Here is a 19,067-nt window from a genome sequence, read left to right on the forward strand (position 1 = left end):
GGGTTATTTCTTGGTTGGGCGGTGCCAGTCGGGGATCGTGGTCTGGCGTGCGCGGGCGAGCGTGAGTTCGCCGGCGGGGGCGTCGCGGGTCACTACCGTGCCGGCGCCGATCGTCGAGCCGGCCCCCAGGGTGACCGGAGCGACGAGTGAACTGTTGGAACCCACGAACACGCCGTCCTCGATGGTCGTGCGGCTCTTGTTCACGCCATCGTAGTTGCAGGTAATGGTGCCCGCGCCGATGTTCACCTTGCTGCCGATCACCGTGTCGCCAAGGTACGAGAGGTGGTTAGCCTTCGATCCCGCGGCGATCACCGCGTTCTTGGTTTCGACGAAGTTGCCGATGTGCACGCCCTCCGCCAGGTCGGTACCCGGGCGCAGGCGCGCGAAGGGGCCGATCGTGCAGGGGCCGTGCGTCACCACGCCATCGAGGTCGCAATGCGCGAGCACGACGGTGCCGGCGGCCAGCGTGGCGTTACGCACGCGCGTGAACGGCCCGATGCGCACGTCGTTTCCCAGCTCCACGTCACCCTCGAGGATGACGTTCACATCGATCTCCACGTCGGTACCCGTGGTGACCTTGCCGCGGATATCGATCCGCGACGGATCCGCAATGCGTACGCCGGCGACAGCCAGCTGCCGAGCCATGCGCTCGCGGTACATCGCCTCCAGGCCAGCCAGCTGCCACGGATCGTTGGCACCCGAGGCATCGACGGGGTCGCAGTCGACGCAGGCGGCCGGCGCGCCCTCGGCGGCGGCCATCTCGAAGATATCGGTGAGGTAATACTCGCCCTGCGCGTTGCTGTTGCCGAGGCGCTGTGTCCAGTCCAGCAGGCGCTCCGCGTCGCCCGCCACGATGCCGGTGTTCACCACATCGATGGCGCGCTGCGCCGCGCTCGCGTCCTTCTCTTCGACGATGTGGCGCACCTTGCCCTGGGCGTCCAGCACGACGCGGCCATAGCCCGCCGGATTCGGCAAGCGCGTGGCGAGCATCGCGAGTCCCGCGTCGCCGGCCACCAGGGCAGAGAGCACTTCACTGCGGATGAGCGGCACATCGCCGTAGAGCACGAGCACGCGGCCCTCGAGCTTGCCGTCGGCCTGCAGGGCTTCGAGCGCCGTGCGCACGGCGTGGCCGGTGCCCAGCCGCTCGCGTTGCTCGATCCAGCCCAGCGCGGTATCCGCGGCGAAGGCGCGGCGCACCTGCTCGCCATTGTGGCCGTAGACCACGTGGACGCCCGCCGGGCCCAGTGCGCGCGCAGCCTCGATGACGTGGGCAAGTAGCGGCCTGCCGGCGAGCGGCATCAACACCTTGGCGGATGCGGACTTCATGCGCTTGCCCTCGCCGGCGGCGAGGATCAGGACGTGCAGCGGTGGGGTCATAAACTTGCCTGCCAGTTTGCCAGGGGCGCACTTTCGCGCGTTTCGGGTCGCCCTGCCAAGTCCGCCGTCCGCACTAACCGGTGGCGGGTCAGTCCTTGTCGTCCTTCGGACGCTCGGTTAGATGCTCGAGATTCGGCTTGTACGCTTCCACGAACGCGTTGTGCAGTATGCCGACGATGGCCTGGCCGACGGACATGTTGCGGCTGTCGATCGTGCCGGAGATGGGCACTCGCGTCGCGAACTGGTCCTTCGACTGGTTCTTGAAGACCTTGGTGACGCCCTCGGCCACGGCCTCGTAGGCGAGCTTCAGCGGGTTCTTCTTCTCCTGCACGACATCCTGCTTCCAGCTGAAGATCTTGAGGTCGTGGAACAGGGGCTTGGCGTAGCCGTTGAGCTTGCGATCCTTTGCCTGGAGTTCCATGACGAAGTCGCCTTCGCCGCCGGCGAAATCCAGGCCGGAATAGGCGCGCACAAGATCGTTAGCGCGCACCAGCTTGATGTTGCGCACGGTGAGCTCGTAGCTGAAGTCGCCCGCTTGCTCGAGCGGATCGAACTCCGCCTTCGTCTGCAACGGGGCATCGCCCAGGATGCGTGCTGTCGCGTCCAGATGGGCGACGCGCGAGCCACCTTTCCGCTCCACGTTGGTGAGGTTGGTGACCGTACCGTTGACCGCGGTCATCTTCAGGTCGACCTTCGGGCTCGATACGAAGTTGTGGAACGTGACCGTGCCATCGACCACCCGGAGCTCGTCGATCCGCGTGGGCACGATCGCGCGCAGCTGCGCCCGCCAGTCGACGCCCTTGCCTGTCTGGGTATCGCCCTCGCCCTTGCCATCGACGAAGTTCAGGGTGGGCTCGATGAACTCGACCTTGCCGCGCAGGTGGCCGTGGGTCAGGGCCAGCCAGCTCAGCGAAATGTCGGTGCGGCGGGCGTCGTAAAGGGGCACGGGGATTTTCCCGTCCACCTTGGTGATCCGCAGGCTGTCGAGGGAATAGGCACCGCGCCACAGATGGATATCGATGTCTTCGATATGCCCGGCGTACGAGCCCATCCGCGCCAGGCGGGCATTGAGCTGGTTGAGCACGATGTACGGCAGCGCGATCCGCGCCACGATCAGGACGATCGCGACGACGAGGAGGACCCACAGGCTGCGGCGGTAGCGAACATGCATATCCGGCAGTGTGAAATGGGCGAGGTCATCGCGGGATGAAGGCCGGGCACAAAAAAACCCCGCCGGATGGCGGGGTTTCTTTCGAAGCGGTGCGCGCGGCGCTTAGTGCTTAAGCGTCTTGCGCAGGCGCTCCAGCGCCTGGAGCTGCGCCAGGGCCTCGGCCAGCTTGGCCTGGGCCTCGGCCACGTCGAGCTGCTCGCCACGGTTGGCCAGGGCGGCCTCCGCCTCTTCCTTCGCCTTCAGGGCCGCGGCCTCGTCGAGGTCGGCCGCGCGGGCAGCCGTATCGGCGAGGATCGTGACGACCTGCGGCTGCACCTCGAGGATGCCGCCGGAGACGTAGAACTGCTGGCGCTCGCCGTTGGTGCCGACCACGTCCACGTGGCCCGGCTTCAGGCGGGTGATGAGCGGTGCGTGGCGCGGCGCGATACCCAGCTCGCCAAGCTCACCGGTGGCGACCACGAGCGTGGCTTCGCCGGAGTAGATCTCGGCTTCGGCGCTGACGATGTCGACGCGGATGGTATGGGTCATGGGCTTCTATTCCGTGCTTGGTTGAGGGGGACGAAGGAGGCGCTTACGCGGCCTTCTTCGCACCCATCTCCTCGCCCTTCTTGATGGCTTCGTCGATGCCGCCAACCATGTAGAAGGCCTGCTCCGGCAGGTGGTCGACGTCGCCGTCCACGATCATCTTGAAGCCGCGGATGGTTTCCTTGAGCGGGACGTACTTGCCCGGCGAGCCCGTGAACACTTCGGCCACGTGGAACGGCTGCGAGAAGAAACGCTCGATCTTGCGGGCGCGCGACACGGCTTCCTTGTCTTCCTGCGACAGCTCGTCCATGCCGAGGATGGCGATGATGTCCTTCAGCTCCTTGTAGCGCTGCAGGGTCTGCTGGACGCGGCGGGCCGTGTTGTAGTGCTCTTCGCCGACGACGCTGGCATCGAGCTGGCGGCTGGTCGAGTCGAGCGGATCCACCGCCGGGTAGATACCCAGCGAGGCGATCGAACGGCTCAGGGTCACGGTCGCGTCAAGATGCGCGAAGGTGGTGGCCGGGGACGGATCGGTAAGGTCATCCGCGGGCACGTAGACGGCCTGGATCGAGGTGATCGAGCCCGACTTGGTCGAGGTGATGCGCTCCTGCAGGACGCCCATTTCCTCGGCGAGGGTCGGCTGGTAACCCACGGCCGACGGCATACGGCCGAGCAGCGCGGACACTTCGGTACCGGCCAGCGTGTAGCGGTAGATGTTGTCGACGAACAGCAGCACGTCCTTGCCCTTGCCCGACTCGTCCTTCTCGTCGCGGAAGTACTCGGCCATGGTCAGGCCGGTCAGCGCGACGCGCAGGCGGTTGCCCGGCGGCTCGTTCATCTGGCCGTACACCATCGCGACCTTGTCGAGGACGTTGGAGTCCTTCATCTCGTGGTAGAAGTCGTTGCCCTCGCGGGTACGCTCACCCACGCCGGCGAACACGGACAGACCCGAGTGCGCCTTCGCGATGTTGTTGATGAGTTCCATCATGTTGACGGTCTTGCCGACGCCGGCGCCGCCGAACAGGCCGACCTTGCCGCCCTTGGCGAACGGGCACATCAGGTCGATGACCTTGATGCCGGTTTCGAGCAGCTCGCTGGCCGCGGCCTGGTCGTCGTACGACGGGGCTTCGCGGTGGATTTCCCACGCGTCCTGCGCGCCGATCGGGCCGGCTTCGTCGATGGGGTTGCCGAGCACGTCCATGATGCGGCCGAGGGTGGCCTTGCCGACCGGCACCTTGATGCCGGCGCCGGTGTTCACGGCGACGAGGTTGCGGCGCAGGCCGTCGGTGGAACCGAGGGCGATGCAACGGACGATGCCGTCGCCGAGCTGCTGCTGCACTTCGAGGGTGATCTCGGTGCCTTCGACCTTCAGTGCGTCGTAGATCTCGGGGACCTGGTCACGCGGGAATTCGACGTCGACGACCGCGCCGATGATCTGGACAACTTTACCCTGGCTCATGGATGTGCTCCGGATGAATCTTTAAGTAGGTTCTGTAGCGGCGCCGCGTAACGCGTCGCCATGGCGTGTTCGTTTAGACCGCGGCGGCGCCGCCCACGATTTCCGAGATTTCCTGGGTAATCGCGGCCTGGCGGGCCTTGTTGTAGCTGAGCGTGAGCTCGCCGATGACCTTGGTGGCGTTGTCGGACGCGGCCTTCATGGCGACCATGCGCGCGGCATGCTCGGAGGCCAGGTTTTCCAGCGCTGCCTGGTACACCACGGACTCGATGTAACGCGTCATCAGGTGCTCGAGCACCGTGCGCGCATCCGGTTCGTAGATGTAATCCCAGTCGTGGGTCTGCTCGACCTTCACGCCTTCCGCAGCCGCACCCTTCGCGTCTTCCAGTTCCTTCGCGACGAGCGAGACCGGCAGGAGCGCCTCGATGACCGGCTTCTGCACGATCGTGTTCACGAAATCGTTGTAGGTCAGGAAAACGCGATCGAGCTTGTTATCGGTGTAGGCATCGAGGACGACCTTGATGACGCCGATGAGGTCTTCCAGCTTCGGCTTCTCACCGAGGTGCGTGGCCGAGCCGATCAGGTTCACGCCCTTGATGCGGCGGAAAAACTGCACGGCCTTCTGGCCCACGGCCACCACATCGACCTCGACACCCTTGCCCTGCCACTCACGGATGGCCGTGAGCATGCGGCGGAACAGGTTGGAGTTGAGGCCACCGGCCAGGCCGCGATCGGTCGAGACGACGATGAACGCGACGCGCGCGACGTTCTCGCGCTCGGTGAGGAACGGATGGGTGAAATCCGTGCTGGCCTGGGCGACGTGGGCGATGACCTTGCGCATCAGGCGCGCATACGGGCGCGAGGCCTTCATCAGGTCCTGCGCCTTGCGGATCTTCGACGCCGAGACCATTTCGAGCGCACGCGTCACCTTGCGCATGTTCTGCGTGCTCTTGATCTTGGTTTTGATTTCGCGGCCGCTTGCCATGGCTTACTCGTCTTTAAGGGGTGACGCAGCGGGGCGGCGGAACCGCCCCGCGTGGGTATCGCTTACCAGCTACCGGTCTTCTTGAACTCGTCGGTGCCCGCCTTGAAGGTGGCCTCGATGTCCTTGTCCCAGTCGCCGGTCTCGTCGATCTTCTTCATCAGATCGGCGTTGTTCTGGCGGAAGAACGCGTGCAGGCCCTTCTCGAACGCCAGCACCTTGTTGACCGGCAGGTCATCGAGGTAGCCCTTCTCGGCAGCGTAGACCGACAGGCCCAGCTCACCGATGGAGAGCGGCGCGTACTGCGGCTGCTTCATCAGTTCCGTGACGCGCTGGCCACGATCCAGCTGCGCGCGGGTGGCGGCATCGAGATCGGAAGCGAACTGCGCGAACGCGGCCAGCTCGCGGTACTGCGCGAGGGCGAGCTTCACGCCGCCGGAGAGCTTCTTGATGATCTTGGTCTGGGCGGCACCACCGACGCGCGACACCGAGATACCGGCGTTGACGGGCGGACGGATACCGGCGTTGAACAGATCGGTTTCAAGGAAGATCTGGCCGTCGGTGATCGAGATGACGTTGGTCGGCACGAAGGCCGAGACGTCACCCGCCTGGGTTTCGATGATCGGCAGCGCGGTGAGCGAGCCGGTCTTGCCCTTCACTTCGCCATTGGTCATCTTCTCGACGTACTCGGCGCTGACGCGCGAGGCGCGCTCGAGCAGGCGCGAGTGGAGATAGAACACGTCACCCGGGTAGGCTTCGCGGCCCGGCGGGCGCTTGAGCAGCAGCGAGATCTGGCGGTAGGCCACGGCCTGCTTGGACAGGTCGTCGTACACGATCAGCGCGTCTTCGCCGCGGTCACGGAAGTACTCGCCCATGGCGCAGCCGGAGTACGGCGCGACGTACTGCAGGGCAGCCGCTTCGGAGGCCGAAGCCACGACGACGATGGTGTTGGCCAGCGCGCCGTTCTCTTCGAGCTTGCGCACCACGTTCGCGATGGAGCTGCGCTTCTGGCCGATGGCCACGTAGATGCACTTAATGCCCGAGTGCTTCTGGTTGATGATGGCGTCGATCGCGACAGCGGTCTTACCCGTCTGGCGGTCGCCGATGATCAGCTCGCGCTGGCCACGGCCGATCGGGATCATCGAGTCGATGGACTTGTAGCCCGTCTGCATCGGCTGGTCGACCGACTGACGCCAGATGACGCCCGGCGCGACCTTTTCGATCGGCGAGGAACCGGCGGCATCGATCGGGCCCTTGCCGTCGATCGGGTTGCCGAGCGCGTCGACGACGCGGCCGAGCAGGCCCGGGCCGACCGGCACTTCGAGGATGCGGCCGGTGGTCTTGGCGGTATCGCCTTCACGCAGGTGCTGGTACTCACCGAGGACCACGGCGCCGACGGAGTCGCGCTCGAGGTTCAGCGCAAGCGCGTAGGTGTCGTTCGGCAGTTCGATCATTTCGCCCTGCATCACGTCGGCCAGGCCGTGGATGCGCACGATGCCGTCGGACACGCTGATGATCGTGCCTTCGTTGCGTGCCTCGGCACCGAGCTTGAACTGCTCGATGCGGGACTTGATCAGCTCGCTGATCTCGGACGGATTCAGAGTGGTGCTGGACATGGTCGGTTCCTTGGGTTGCGCCGCTCTCACGGCACCCGGTGGTATGAGAAGCTCGTAATCAGTGCGTCAGCACGCTGGCCAGCCGCTGCAGGCGGCCGCGCGCGGACCCGTCGATGACCTGCTCGCCCGTGTCGATGACGACACCGCCAAGCAACGCCGGATCGACGTGCGTATCCAGTTCGATCTCACGCTTGAAGCGGCGCTTGAGCGAAGCGCGCAGCGCTTCGGCCTGGGCGTTGTCGAGATCCAGCGCGCTCGTGACCTTGACCTTCAGGGTCGACTCCGACTCCAGCTTGTACTGGTCGTAGAGCGCGGCGATTTCCGGCAGCAGGCCCATGCGGCCGTTCTCCGCCAGTTCCTCGAGGAAACGGGCGAACGGCGCATCGGCGGACATGCCTTGCGGAAGGTGGATCGCGACGAGCTGCTTCGGCTGCACGCGCGGATCGTTGCCGAGGCCGGCGACCTGGGGGTCGACCGCAACCGCGGCGGCAAAATTCAGCGCTGCCGACCAGTCGGCGAGCGCACCGGATGCGTGCGCTACCTCGAAGGCAGCGCGCGCATACGGACGGGCGAGGGTGAGCGCCTGGGCCATGATCAGATCTCGGCAGCGAGCTGGTCGAGCAGCGCCTTGTGGGCCGCCGGGTCGATTTCACGCTGGACGATCTTTTCCGCACCCTTGATGGCGAGCGAACCGACCTGCTCACGCAGCTGTTCGCGCGCACGCTGCGCCATGGTGGCGATCTCGTCCTGGGCCTGGGCCTTCAGACGGTTGATCTCCTCGGTGGCTTCCACGCGAGCCTTCTCGATGATGGCGTTGGCCTGGGCCTGTGCCTTGTCGATGATGTCGGTGGACTGGACGCGAGCCTGCTTGATCTCGGCCGCGACCTTGGCGTCGGCGTCCTTGAGTTCCGCGCGGGCACGCTCAGCGGCGGCAAGCCCCTCGGCCACCTTCTTCTGGCGCTCTTCGATGGCACCGTTCAGCGGCGGCCAGACGAATTTGGTGGTGAACCAGACCAGGATCGCAAAAGAGATCATCTGGCCCAGGAAGGTCATGTTGATTTCCATGATCTCTCCGAAGTACTCCGAACGCTTGTGTACTGACGGCCGCCGCGGCACTCAGGCCGCGGCGACAAGGCGAACGAACGGCTGATTAGCCGCCGATGGCAGCGCGGACGACGCCGACCAGCGGGTTCGAGAACGCGAAGAGCAGGGCAACGGCGAGGCCGATGATGAACGCCGCGTCGATCAGGCCGGCGAGCAGGAACATGCGGCCCTGGAGCAGCGGGACCAGTTCCGGCTGGCGGGCAGCCGACTCGAGGAACTTCGAGCCCATGATGGCGATGCCGAGGCAGGCGCCCAGCGCGCCGAGGCCGATGATGACGCCGATGGCGATGGCGGTCATGCCCTGCACGTGGGCGAGAAGCGAGGCGAGTTCCATGGTGATCTCCTGGATAACGAATTACGAAAGGATGGAAAGGACGAACTGAAAAAAGTGGAACGTCGGTGCGGTGAGTTAGTGATGTTCCCGCGCCGTGGCGATGTAGACGATCGTCAGCATCATGAAGATGAACGCCTGGAGGGCGATGATCAGGATGTGGAAGATCGCCCAGGCCGTGTTGAACACGACGCCAGGCACGAAGCTGATCCAGCTCACCATCAGACCGGCAATCAGCATGAACACCAGTTCGCCGCCGTACATGTTGCCGAACAGTCGCATGGCGAGCGACACGGGCTTCGACAGGGTTTCGACGACGTTGAGAAGGAAGTTCGGGATCACCAGGATGGTCTTGGCGATCGGGTTTTCCGCATGGAACGGTGCGGTCAGCAGCTCCTTGCCGAAGCCGAAGCCGCCCTTGGCCTTGATGCCGTGGCCGATGACGATGAACAGCACGGCGACCGACAGGCCGACGGTGGTGTTGATGTCGGCGGTGGGCACCGCGCGGAAGTAGGTGTGGTGGGCCGTTTCAGCGCCCGCGAACGTGTGCACCAGCCAGCCGGCGAGGTCGACCGGCAGGAGGTCCATGGCGTTCATCAGGAACACCCACATGAAGATGGACAGCGCCAGCGGCGTGACCGTGCGGCGGTCGCCGTGGAAGGTGTCCTTCACCTGGGTATCGACGAATTCGATGGCGAGCTCGACCAGGGCCTGGCCCTTGGACGGCACGCCGGACGTGGCCTTGCGTGCGTACAGCCAGAACCACAGGCAGAACGCGGCACCCAGCACGAACGACACGATGAGCGAGTCGGCGCGGAGGTTCCAGAACCAGAAATGATCGGCGCTGAAATTCACCGTCATGTGGTTCAGGTGGTGCTGGATGTATTCGGTTAGACCGCCCTGCGGTTCGCTAGCCATGCCTCAACCCTTGAATCTGAATGCAAATACGTTGACCGCGTAAGCCGCTACCAGGCCGACCAGTGCCGGCAAGGGTGGCAGCTTCCATTGAACCAGGATGAGCAGCAGTCCACCGATGAGGACGATCCAGCGAAGGATCATGCCCACGAGGAACCGCATGAACGTTGCCCCTGCCCCGCCCAGCGCGCTGAACGCTCGCGCGGCAAGCAGCGCGGTGGCGAAAGCGACGACCAGGGCACCTGCAAACGCGGCCAGTCCGGCGGCACGCCCCTGCAGGCAGAAAGCGAGTCCCGCAACCACAGCCACCGCCAGCTGCGTGATGACCACGCGCATGGCTAGGTGACGACCGGCTGCAAGACTATTGAGCAACGCGAGGCTCCCGTGGTTTCGCTCGAAGGCGGCACCAGATGGTTCAACGGGCCACGGTTTAATCTGGAAAAGTATACCAGTGGCGCAAACCACCGGACAAGCGACGAAAGTCCATAACCACCCGCCGGCGCGACGGGCGGTCGCGTCGTTGGCGAGTGGGCCGCGGCAGGTCAGGCCCTGGCGGGCTGGCCCACCAATGCGCCGAGCGAGGTGGCGGTCTGCACCGCCACGCCCATGATGTCGCCGGCGGCCGTTGCGGCACGCTCGACGCCTTCCCGCTGCAGGTCTCCGCCGCGCGCGATCACGGCACGCATCGCGTCCGGATCCTGCGCCTGCATCGCATCCGCCATGAGGCCGGTCGCCGCGCGCGCATGCCCTTCGAGGGCCTGCAACTGCAGGTCGGCCACCCGCTCCATGCCGCGCCAGGCAAGCGCCTGCGCAGCCGCGGCCTGTTCCACGAAATGGGCAAGGTCAGCGTAAGCGTTTACGTGCGCCATCAGGGAACCGCCGGGAAACGGGAAGGTGCCGGAGTGTAGTCCCGCCTGTTGCAGGGCAGCAACCACTTTTTGTTGCGATGACAGGTTTCGTCTTGCCGAATAGGCGCCTGGCTTACGGCGCGTACTCGGCGCCCGACGTGCAGGTTTCATGCACCACCACCTTGCACAGCAGCGGCACCTCGGGACGCAGGCGCTCGAAGATCCAGCGGGCGAGGTTTTCGCTCGTCGGGTTATCCAGCCCCTCGATGTCATTGAGGTAGTTGTGGTCCAGGCGCTCGTACAGCGGCTTGAAGCGAGCCTTGAGGTCGCCGAAATCCATGACCCAGCCGAAAACGGGGTCGATCGGGCCTTCCACATGGAGCTCCACATGGAAGGAGTGGCCGTGCAGGCGCGAGCATTTGTGCCCCTCGGGCACGTTCGGCAGGCGGTGGGCCGCCTCGATATTGAAGGTCTTGAAGATACGCATGGGGGCCAGGAATGAGCGGTTTCTGACGGGGATTGTAGCAACCCGGAAAAAATGACCGGGCGCAGGGAAGCTTCACGACGCAGATCGCAGTTTGGCCAATCCGGCGGCCGGGTTCATGGACTTTTCATCGCCCAACGGTTGCAGTGGTAACTAGATCGGCGGCGTCAGGGGGCGCGCCGACCCCTTGTGGTTCACCGAAGGAGGCATCGATGTGCCTTGGCCGTGAGTCTGTCGACCAGCCGCAGCCCTGCGAGCTGGCCGAGGGAGTGTTCTCCGCCCTGCCCTGGCCCTGCGTGGTCTGGCGAAGCGATGGCGGTCACGCCGTCATGATCAACGCGGCGTTCCGTCGCGAATTCGGCATCTCCAGGGGCCGAGCCGGCCCCGCCTGGCTGGAAAACCATCTCCTGCCCACCGGCCAGCCCGATGAATTCCTCTTCCGCGACCGGCACGCCGCACCCCGGCGCTATCGCGTAACCCGCGAGGTGCTCGACGTGGCGCCCGTCAGCTTCCAGGCGGTGTTCCTCATGCCGCTTGGCGAGGACCCCGCCGCGGGGCCTGATCCCGACCCCTTGGCGAACCTGCGCCCCGGGGTTTCCCTGACCCGCCGCGAATCGCAGGTGCTGGACGGAATCATGCTTGGCAAGCTCAACAAGGTGATCGCGAGCGAGCTGAAAATCAGCCCGAAAACCGTGGAACTGCACCGGTCGAACCTGATGGCGAAGCTGCGGGTGCACAACGTGGTGGAGCTGGCCCGGGTGGTGCTGGATACCGCGCCCACGCTCGACCTGGAGACGGCCACGCTCCTGGAACCCGGCCCCTAACGACGCGATCTCTTGTGGGAGTGAGCTTGCGAACGATGCCCTCCCGCAGGGCCCATTGCTCGCAAGCTCGCTCCCACAGGTGTGCGGCGGGCAAGAAAAAAGCCGCCCCGGGGACCGGAGCGGCTTTTTCTTTTCCTGGTGGCTAGAGGCGGGCTCGAACCGCCGACCTCAGCATTATGAGTGCCGCGCTCTGACCAGCTGAGCTACCTAGCCGTGAAACCTGGTCGTCCGCGGGCTTGGCCGCGAAGGCCGGGCAGTTTAATCGGGGCTGGCTCGCCGATCAAGAGGCGCCTTGAAGCAACTTCTCGCGCTGTGGTTGAATCGACCGTAACGCGAAAGGCTCGCGGAGGCTGAATGATCGACGCAGATGGCTATCGACCGAACGTGGGGATCGTCCTCCTCAACGCCGACGGCCGCCTGTTCTGGGCGCGTCGGGTGAATCGTGACGGCTGGCAGTTCCCCCAGGGCGGCATGCGCAGCGACGAAACACCGCTGGAAGCCATGTTCCGCGAGCTGGAGGAAGAGACCGGCCTGCAGGCGCACCACGTCGAAGTGCTGGCCGAGACCCGCGGCTGGCTGCGTTACCGGCTGCCCAGCCGCTTCGTCCGCCACCACCAGCGCCCTACCTGCATCGGCCAGAAGCAGGTCTGGTTCCTGCTGCGCCTGACCGGCGGTGAGGAAGCCCTCAAGCTCGATGCGTGCGAGAAGCCGGAGTTCGACCTCTGGCGGTGGGTGGATTTCTGGTACCCGGCCCACCACGTGGTCAACTTCAAGCGGCAGGTCTATGAGCGGGCCCTGCGCCAGTTCGCGCCGATGGTGGAAAGCGTCTGCAGTGTGGAGGTGGGCAGCTGTCCGCAGCAGGCGGAGCTTTTGCGGCAGGCCAGGGAAGCTGGGCAGTAGGCGGAGCGGTCGCGGACCATCGCGCGCAAGCGCGCTCCCACGAGGTGCCGGAGCCATGCGGATCCCGCGAACGGCCGCACCCGGACCGGTGCCTGAACGGCCTTCACATTTGTGTTGTTGACAATCGTTCGCATTCGCGTTCGAATTCGCACCATGTACATCTGCATGTGCAACGCCGTCACCGACCACGCCATCCGCCGCCTTGCGGCCGAGGGCGTCGATACCTTTGCCGAGCTCCAGACTCGTACGGGTTGCTCGGACTGCTGCGGGGCTTGTGAGCCCGAGGCGCGGCAGTGCCTGCGCGAGGCGGTCGAGGCCAGGCCGGCGGTGCTTACGTTCCTGCCTGCTACGGCCTGAGATATCCGGGCCGGCCGCTGGCCGGATCGCGCGCAAGCGCGCTCCCACATGTCATTCGGAATCGCGGACGCGATTCGTGTTCATTCTCGTTACGTCATCGTCTTTTGCGGCGACGTATAGTCGCGTCTGCATTCAAGGGAGAGACGCCACATGAAGGGCGACGCGAAAGTCATCGAGTTCCTCAACAAGGTGCTCTACAACGAGCTGGCCGCTATCAACCAGTACTTCCTGCATTACAGGATGTTCAAGGACTGGGGCTACAACGAGCTGGCCAAGCACGAGTACGAGGAATCCATCGAGGAAATGAAGCACGCGGACAAGCTCATCGAGCGGATCCTCTTCCTCGACGGCCTGCCCAACCTGCAGCACCTCGGCAAGCTGCGCATCGGTGAGAACGTGGTCGAATGCCTCCAGGGCGACCTCGACCTCGAAATGGTCGCCACGAAGGACCTGCGCGAAGCCATCGCGTACAGCGAAGGCATCCACGACTTCGTGAGCCGCGACCTGTTCAAGTTCATCCTGGGCCAGGAAGAAGAGCATATCGACTGGCTGGAAACCCAGTTCAGCCTTATCTCGGATATCGGCCCCGAGCGCTACATGCTCAGCAAGGTCGGCTCCCTGGAGCACTGATCCGACGAAAGGCCGCCGCGAGGCGGCCTTTTTCGTAAGACCTGACAGGGTTCCTTGACCATTTCGAAACACAGGGGCTATACCATCGCCCTTCACGTTTCTTGCACGGAACCCTCCATGGCGCCACGCCAACCGCCACGCTTTGTCGTGCGTACGCACGATGCAGCCCGCGACCGCCGGACAAAGCTCCTGTGGGGCGCCGGCTGGCTGGCCAGCATCGTCGTGGCGGCCGGCCTTGCGTGGGCCATGACGGGCACCGGAGGCTCATCCGCGGTGCCGGGGCGCGCCAGCGTCAGCCAGCTCCGCACCGATAACGAAGAGCTGCGCCAGCAGGTCGCCAACCTGCAGCGCGCAGGCCAGGTGGCGGATATCGCCACGAAAGAGCTCAAGAAGAACCTGGCGGAGCGCGACGAGGAAATCAGCGGCCTGCGCACCGACCTCGCGTTCTATTCGCGGCTCGTTGGCGGCAACGGCCAGCGCGATGGCCTCAAGATCCAGGGTGCCCGGGTCTCCGGGGTCCCCGGCATGCCGAACGCGTGGAACATGGTGGTGACCCTGACCCAGAACGCGCGCCGCGGTGAGCTGGTGAAGGGCAACCTGAAGGTCGCGGTCGAAGGGATCCAGGGAAACAAGGTCAGCACCCTCGAGGGCGCAGCCCTTGGCCAGTCCGCGGCGTCCACCGGCATTCCTTTTTCCTTCAAATACTTCCAGCAGGTCCAGGCCAGCTTTACCGTGCCCGCGGGGTTCAAACCTACGCGCCTGCGCTTCACGGCCGGCGCCGATGCCGGCGATACCACCACTTCGGCGATCGCCTGGGCCGACGCCACCCGTACCGATGAGGTCACCGATGTTCAGCAGCAACCGTAAGCACACGCCAACCGCGTCCGGCGCCACCACCAGCCTGATCGCGCGCGGCGTGACGGTCCGTGGGGACGTCCACTTCTCCGGCGCGCTCCACCTCGATGGCACGGTCGAAGGCTCGATCCACGCCGATCCCGGCAGCGACGGCGTGCTCACGGTCAGTGAGACTGGCCATGTGACGGGCCGCATCGAGGTGCCCCACGCGGTGATCAACGGCGGCGTCACCGGCGACATCGACGTCGCGGAGCGGCTCGAACTGGCCTCGCTGGCTCGCGTGGAGGGCGATGTGCATTACCAGGTGCTGGAAATGGCCGCCGGCGCCCAGGTGAACGGCAAGATGATCCACCGCGCCCCGGTCTCGGTTCGCCAGCTGGCCCAGCAGGCCATCGATGCCGCACCGGCCCTCACCTGAAGGCTTGACCTGCGGGCGAACGGCGCCATTATGGTGGGCATGAATAACCCATTCCCCATGGCCCCGACCGGCGCGCCGGATTACCGGTCGGCTGGCGCGCCCCTGGTTTTCACCGAGGCGGCCGCCCGCAAGGTGCACGAGCTTATCGAAGAGGAAGGTAACCCCAGCCTCAAGCTGCGCGTGTACATCAGTGGCGGCGGCTGCTCGGGGTTCCAGTACGGCTTCACCTTCGATGAAGACCAGGCCGAGGACGACCTTGCTGTATCGCGCGAGGGCGTCACGCTCGTGGTCGATCCGCTGTCGCTGCAGTACCTGACCGGCGCGGAAATCGACTACGCGGAATCGTTCAGCGGTTCGCAGTTCGTCATCCGCAATCCCAACGCGAAGACGACCTGCGGTTGCGGCTCGTCGTTCAGCGCCTGACCGGCCCGGCTGAGTGAGCGCCGGGCAGGAACGCGACCAGGCCGCCGCCAGCCGCGCCAGGGAAAACGTCTTCGCCGGCATCGCGATCGATCGCATGGCGGAACGCCGCGACGACCGCCTCTGGGTCGAGGAAACCGAGCAGGCCGCCAGCACTCGCTTCCTCGTGCTCGATACCGAAGGCCAGGCCTTCGTCACGCCCGACGCCGACGCGCCGCACTGGATGCTGCCCGCGATGCGCAACGAGCGCTTCGGCGATGTGCCCTCCACGCTGCTTGGCCTCGCTGACGGGCGCGCGTGGTTCACGGTGGTGCTCGATGAGGCCCACGCCGCGCTGTTCGAAGGCATGACCGGTGCGCGGCGCATGTCGCTGCGTGACGCCGGCCTGCTGTTCGATGCCTTCGAGGCAGGCTTGTTCGCGTTCGCCAAGGGCGTGACCCACTGGCAGCGCCAGACCCGCTTCTGCACGCTGTGCGGCGCGCCCACGGTGGTTGTCGCCGCCGGGCACCGCGTGCAATGCACCAACCCGGATGGCGCACACCTGCACTTCCCGCGCACCGACGCCGCGATCATCGTGATCGTGGAGCACGGCGACGCCTGCCTGCTCGGCCGCCAGCGCGGCTGGCCACAGGGCCGCTATTCGACCCTGGCCGGTTTCATCGAGCCCGGCGAATCGCTCGAGGATGCGGTGAAGCGCGAGGTCCGTGAGGAATCGGGCGTCGAGGTACTGCATGCCACGTACCACTCGTCGCAGCCCTGGCCCCTCCCGGCTTCACTGATGGTTGGCTTCACCGCGGTGGCGAAATCCCGCGACATCCGCCTGCGCGATGATGAGCTCGAGGACGCCCGCTGGTTCACGGTGGACGATATCGTCCAGGGGATGGCCTCAGGCGCGCTCGGCGTGCCACCGCCGCTCTCGGTGTCGTACCGGCTCATCGAGCACTGGCTCGCGCTGCGTGGCGTCAGCCTGGCCGAACTGATCGCGAGCGCGCCCAAGCGCTAGGGCTTCGCCTACAATCGGGCCAAGTCCCGTTGAACGCGCATCCCATGGCCTTACGACTGCTCGCCGTCCTCATCGCCCTCGTCATTGCCTGGAGCGTGCCGCAACTGGCGCGCTGGCGCGACGAGCGCTGGTTCCGGAGCTGGGTCAGCCGGCTGGGCGATACCTCCGGCGCGGGCCGCGTCGCCATCATCCTGCTCGTGCCGGTGATCGCCTGCGCCATCATCGCCGGGATCCTCCGCGCCCTGCCCTTCTTCGACGTCGCATGGCTCCTCTTCGCGGTGGTCGTGCTGGTGTACTGCCTCGGCCCGCGTGAAATCGAGAGCGACATCGATGCCATCACCCGCGCGACCGACACGCTACGCCGCGATGAGGCGGTGGCTGCCCTGCAATCCGGCGCCGATCCCTTGCCGTGGTTCGCGCCCGCACTGGTCGAAGCGACGTTCTTCGCCGCGTTGCGCCGGCGCTTCGGCGTGCTGTTGTGGTTCTTCCTCCTGGGCCCGGCCGGCGCACTGGGCTACCGCCTGGCGCAAACCCTGGCCCGCGACGCTTCGCTCGCGCTCGACGCGGATGCCCGCAGCGCCGCCCAGCGTCTGGCCGATGCCCTTGACTGGATTCCCGCGCACCTCATGGTGTTCGCGATGGCCCTGGTCTCGGATTTCGATGCCGTCATGGGCGCCTGGAGGCATTGGCACCATCAGTCGGGGAGCCCGCGCTCGCGGCTCGATCCCGATTTCCTGGGCGCCGTGGCGCGTGCCGGCGTCGATGCCGACGTCGAAGCGGGCGACGGCTATGCGCAGGACGTCAGCGATCCCATCGCGGAGCTGGAAGATGCGCGCCGCGTGATCCGCCGCGTGCTCGTCGTGTGGCTTACCGTGGTTGCGGTGATCGTGCTCGCGGCCTGGTTCGCCTGACGCGTCGCGTCAGGCCTTATCGCCGCGCAGCTCACTGACCCGCGCCTCCAGCACCGCCGCCTGGGCGGTGCCTGCGGGGAACGGCGCGCCACCGACCAGCTCGATCCGCGACCAGAACCGGCGCGGTAATCGCGCGCGGCGCAGCGCGCCATCGCGGCGACTGAAGATGCTGCCCCACATGCCGCGCAGCGCCAGCGGCACCACCGGTACCGGCCGACGCGCGAGGATGCGATCGACGCCAGGCCGGAACGTGCTGATCGCGCCATCGCGGGTCAGGCCACCCTCGGGGAAGATGCAGACCACCTCGCCCGCCGCGAGTGCTTCGTCGATCTGCTCGAACGCCTTCTCCATCAGCGCCGCGTCTTCATTGCGCCCCGCGATGGGAATGGCCTTGGCCGTGCGGAAGATGAAGTTCAGCACCGGGATGTTGAAGATCTTGTAGTACATGACGAAGCGCATGGGCCGGCGGACGCAGGCCATCAGGATGAGCGGATCCATGAAGCTCACGTGGTTGCACACGACGACGGCGGCGCCCTCGTCAGGCACGTTCTTCAATCCATCCACGCGCACGCGGTACAGCGTATTCACCACCACCCAGGTCATGAAACGCATCATGAACTCGGGTACCAGCGTGAAGATGTACACCGCCACGGCGATGTTGATCACACCGGTAATCAGGAAAATCGTCGGCGTCTCCAGTCCCATCGCGGTGAGGCCGATGCCGAAGCCGGACGCCAGGCAGATCAGCAACGCGTTGACGATGTTGTTGCCCGCGATGATGCGCGAGAGGCGATCGCGCGGTGCGCGGCTCTGCACGAACGCGAAGAGCGGCACGACGTAGAAGCCGGCGAACGCGCCGATCAACGTAAGGTCCAGCGCGGCACGCCATGCGCCGGGGACCGAGAGGAACGCACTCCAGGTCAGCGCGGCACCCGGCGCCACGGACGGCCGCGCGAAGTACAGGTCGATGGCGAAGACGGTCAGGCCGAAGGCACCCATGGGCACCAGGCCGATCTCGACGCGCTTGCGCGAGAGCTTCTCGCACAGGAGCGAACCGATGCCCGTGCCCAGTGAGAACAGGGTGAGCACCAGCGTGTTCACCGAGCCGTCGCCGCCGAGCACGTGCCGCGTGTAGTTCGGCAGCTGGGCGATCATCACCGTGCCGAAGAACCAGAACCACGAGATGCCAAGCACCGCGTTGAACACGGCGCGGTCCTCATGGGTCAGCTTGAGTACCCGCCAGGTTTCGGACAGAGGGTTCCAGTTGAAGCGGAGATCCGGCGCGGTCGCCGGCGCGGCGGGGATCGCCCGGCAGGTGAGGTAACCGGCGGCAGCGATCACCAGGGTCGCGGCCGATGCCGCCGTGGTGCCATAGCCGGCGATGAGCATGAGCGAGTTGCCCACGATCATGCCGATGAGCATGGCGAGCTGCGTACCCGTCTCAACTAGCGCGTTGCCGCCGACCAGCTCACTGCGCTCGAGCGCCTGCGGCAGGATCGAATACTTGATCGGGCCGAACACGGTGGAGTGCACGCCCATCAGGAACAGCACGAGCAGCAGCAATGAAATGTGGTGCGTGTGGAAGCCGATCGCCGCGATCGCCATGGCGGCGATCTCGAACAGCTTCACGAAACGGATGATGCGCGTCTTCTCGAACTTCTCGGCCAGCTGCCCCGCCGTCGCGGAAAACAGGAAGTACGGCAGGATGAACAGCGCGGGCGCCAGGTTGGTGTAGAGCGAGACCTGGCTATCGGGCAAGGCCATCTGGAACGCGACGAGCATGACCATCGCGTTACGGAAGGCGTTGTCGTTGAACGCACCGAGTGCCTGGGTCCAGAAGAACGGCGCGAAGCGGCGCTTGCCGAGGAGCGAGAACTGGGACATTCCGTGGTCAGCCTGGTGGTGTGGGCGCAGTGTAGCGCACCACCCAGGCTGCCCCG

At 65.8% G+C, this 19,067-nt stretch carries 23 protein-coding genes and 1 tRNA gene; 9 read left to right on the top strand and 15 right to left on the bottom strand.

All coding sequences use genetic code 11. From position 1 onward, the window contains the following. Window positions 1–3: 3 nt before the first annotated feature. From glmU to queD, 13 genes are all read right to left on the bottom strand, one after another. A complete protein-coding gene (glmU, locus tag ACZ6YI_RS12725) occupies window positions 4–1,377 on the bottom strand; it encodes a bifunctional UDP-N-acetylglucosamine diphosphorylase/glucosamine-1-phosphate N-acetyltransferase GlmU (protein WP_465778991.1) in 1,374 nt (457 codons plus the stop codon). A gap of 88 nt (window positions 1,378–1,465) precedes the next feature. Then, window positions 1,466–2,548 (bottom strand): AsmA family protein, encoded by a 1,083-nt coding sequence (locus ACZ6YI_RS12730; protein WP_465778992.1) that lies wholly within the window; start codon window positions 2,546–2,548, stop codon window positions 1,466–1,468. A 102-nt stretch (window positions 2,549–2,650) separates the two neighbouring features. Further along, a complete protein-coding gene (locus ACZ6YI_RS12735; RefSeq protein WP_440327685.1) occupies window positions 2,651–3,076 on the bottom strand; it encodes a F0F1 ATP synthase subunit epsilon in 426 nt (141 codons plus the stop codon). Between the two features lie 43 nt (window positions 3,077–3,119). Next, window positions 3,120–4,532, bottom strand: a complete 1,413-nt coding sequence (gene atpD, locus ACZ6YI_RS12740) for a F0F1 ATP synthase subunit beta (protein WP_440327684.1) — start codon at window positions 4,530–4,532, stop codon at window positions 3,120–3,122. A gap of 73 nt (window positions 4,533–4,605) precedes the next feature. Beyond that, window positions 4,606–5,514, bottom strand: a complete 909-nt coding sequence (gene atpG / locus ACZ6YI_RS12745) for a F0F1 ATP synthase subunit gamma (RefSeq protein ID WP_440327683.1) — start codon at window positions 5,512–5,514, stop codon at window positions 4,606–4,608. Window positions 5,515–5,576: 62 nt separating this feature from the next. Next, window positions 5,577–7,127: a F0F1 ATP synthase subunit alpha gene (atpA, locus tag ACZ6YI_RS12750; RefSeq protein WP_465778993.1), complete on the bottom strand. Its 1,551-nt coding sequence runs from the start codon at window positions 7,125–7,127 to the stop codon at window positions 5,577–5,579. A 58-nt stretch (window positions 7,128–7,185) separates the two neighbouring features. Continuing rightward, window positions 7,186–7,719, bottom strand: a complete 534-nt coding sequence (locus tag ACZ6YI_RS12755; RefSeq protein WP_465778994.1) for a F0F1 ATP synthase subunit delta — start codon at window positions 7,717–7,719, stop codon at window positions 7,186–7,188. A 2-nt stretch (window positions 7,720–7,721) separates the two neighbouring features. Continuing rightward, window positions 7,722–8,192, bottom strand: coding sequence for a F0F1 ATP synthase subunit B (locus tag ACZ6YI_RS12760; RefSeq protein ID WP_440325172.1), 471 nt, complete (start codon window positions 8,190–8,192; stop codon window positions 7,722–7,724). An 85-nt stretch (window positions 8,193–8,277) separates the two neighbouring features. Further along, window positions 8,278–8,565, bottom strand: coding sequence for a F0F1 ATP synthase subunit C (gene atpE / locus ACZ6YI_RS12765; protein WP_247331317.1), 288 nt, complete (start codon window positions 8,563–8,565; stop codon window positions 8,278–8,280). A gap of 75 nt (window positions 8,566–8,640) precedes the next feature. Further along, complete coding sequence (gene atpB, locus ACZ6YI_RS12770; protein ID WP_440325174.1) at window positions 8,641–9,480, bottom strand: F0F1 ATP synthase subunit A; 840 nt, start codon at window positions 9,478–9,480, stop codon at window positions 8,641–8,643. Between the two features lie 3 nt (window positions 9,481–9,483). Continuing rightward, entirely contained in the window at window positions 9,484–9,813 is a 330-nt protein-coding gene (locus ACZ6YI_RS12775) for an ATP synthase subunit I (RefSeq protein WP_440325176.1), read from the bottom strand. Window positions 9,814–10,019: 206 nt separating this feature from the next. Further along, the gene (locus ACZ6YI_RS12780; RefSeq protein WP_465778995.1) at window positions 10,020–10,346 is read right to left on the bottom strand and encodes a phasin family protein; all 327 of its coding nucleotides are present in this window, start codon (window positions 10,344–10,346) and stop codon (window positions 10,020–10,022) included. Window positions 10,347–10,458: 112 nt separating this feature from the next. Continuing rightward, window positions 10,459–10,812, bottom strand: coding sequence for a 6-carboxytetrahydropterin synthase QueD (gene queD, locus ACZ6YI_RS12785; RefSeq protein WP_440325178.1), 354 nt, complete (start codon window positions 10,810–10,812; stop codon window positions 10,459–10,461). A gap of 209 nt (window positions 10,813–11,021) precedes the next feature. Between queD and ACZ6YI_RS12790 the strand changes: the two genes are divergently transcribed. After that, window positions 11,022–11,633, top strand: coding sequence for a LuxR C-terminal-related transcriptional regulator (locus ACZ6YI_RS12790; protein WP_465778996.1), 612 nt, complete (start codon window positions 11,022–11,024; stop codon window positions 11,631–11,633). A 136-nt stretch (window positions 11,634–11,769) separates the two neighbouring features. On the opposite strand, the gene ACZ6YI_RS12795 is transcribed toward ACZ6YI_RS12790, so the two are convergent. Further along, window positions 11,770–11,846, bottom strand: a tRNA-Met gene (locus ACZ6YI_RS12795). Between the two features lie 141 nt (window positions 11,847–11,987). Between ACZ6YI_RS12795 and ACZ6YI_RS12800 the strand changes: the two genes are divergently transcribed. From ACZ6YI_RS12800 to ACZ6YI_RS12835, 8 genes are all read left to right on the top strand, one after another. Continuing rightward, window positions 11,988–12,533, top strand: a complete 546-nt coding sequence (locus tag ACZ6YI_RS12800; protein ID WP_465778997.1) for an RNA pyrophosphohydrolase — start codon at window positions 11,988–11,990, stop codon at window positions 12,531–12,533. Between the two features lie 144 nt (window positions 12,534–12,677). Beyond that, window positions 12,678–12,890, top strand: coding sequence for a (2Fe-2S)-binding protein (locus ACZ6YI_RS12805; protein WP_465779090.1), 213 nt, complete (start codon window positions 12,678–12,680; stop codon window positions 12,888–12,890). 150 nt (window positions 12,891–13,040) lie between these two features. Next, entirely contained in the window at window positions 13,041–13,520 is a 480-nt protein-coding gene (bfr, locus tag ACZ6YI_RS12810) for a bacterioferritin (protein ID WP_440327285.1), read from the top strand. 117 nt (window positions 13,521–13,637) lie between these two features. Then, complete coding sequence (locus ACZ6YI_RS12815) at window positions 13,638–14,387, top strand: DUF6776 family protein (protein ID WP_440327283.1); 750 nt, start codon at window positions 13,638–13,640, stop codon at window positions 14,385–14,387. Next, a complete protein-coding gene (locus tag ACZ6YI_RS12820) occupies window positions 14,368–14,793 on the top strand; it encodes a bactofilin family protein (protein WP_465778998.1) in 426 nt (141 codons plus the stop codon). Before ACZ6YI_RS12815 ends, ACZ6YI_RS12820 begins: the two co-directional genes overlap by 20 nt. Window positions 14,794–14,832: 39 nt before the next feature. Next, on the top strand, window positions 14,833–15,216 hold the full coding sequence (gene erpA, locus ACZ6YI_RS12825; RefSeq protein WP_440327280.1) for an iron-sulfur cluster insertion protein ErpA: 384 nt from the start codon (window positions 14,833–14,835) through the stop codon (window positions 15,214–15,216). A 13-nt stretch (window positions 15,217–15,229) separates the two neighbouring features. Next, window positions 15,230–16,216 (top strand): NAD(+) diphosphatase, encoded by a 987-nt coding sequence (nudC, locus tag ACZ6YI_RS12830; protein ID WP_440327278.1) that lies wholly within the window; start codon window positions 15,230–15,232, stop codon window positions 16,214–16,216. Window positions 16,217–16,260: 44 nt separating this feature from the next. Next, window positions 16,261–17,127 (top strand): beta-lactamase induction protein, encoded by an 867-nt coding sequence (locus ACZ6YI_RS12835; protein WP_465778999.1) that lies wholly within the window; start codon window positions 16,261–16,263, stop codon window positions 17,125–17,127. 9 nt (window positions 17,128–17,136) lie between these two features. Here the strand turns inward: ACZ6YI_RS12835 and ACZ6YI_RS12840 are convergent, their stop codons facing one another. Beyond that, entirely contained in the window at window positions 17,137–19,011 is a 1,875-nt protein-coding gene (locus ACZ6YI_RS12840) for an MFS transporter (RefSeq protein ID WP_465779000.1), read from the bottom strand. Window positions 19,012–19,067 lie beyond the last annotated feature (56 nt).

The organism is Luteibacter sp. NPDC104163 (assembly GCF_055584245.1).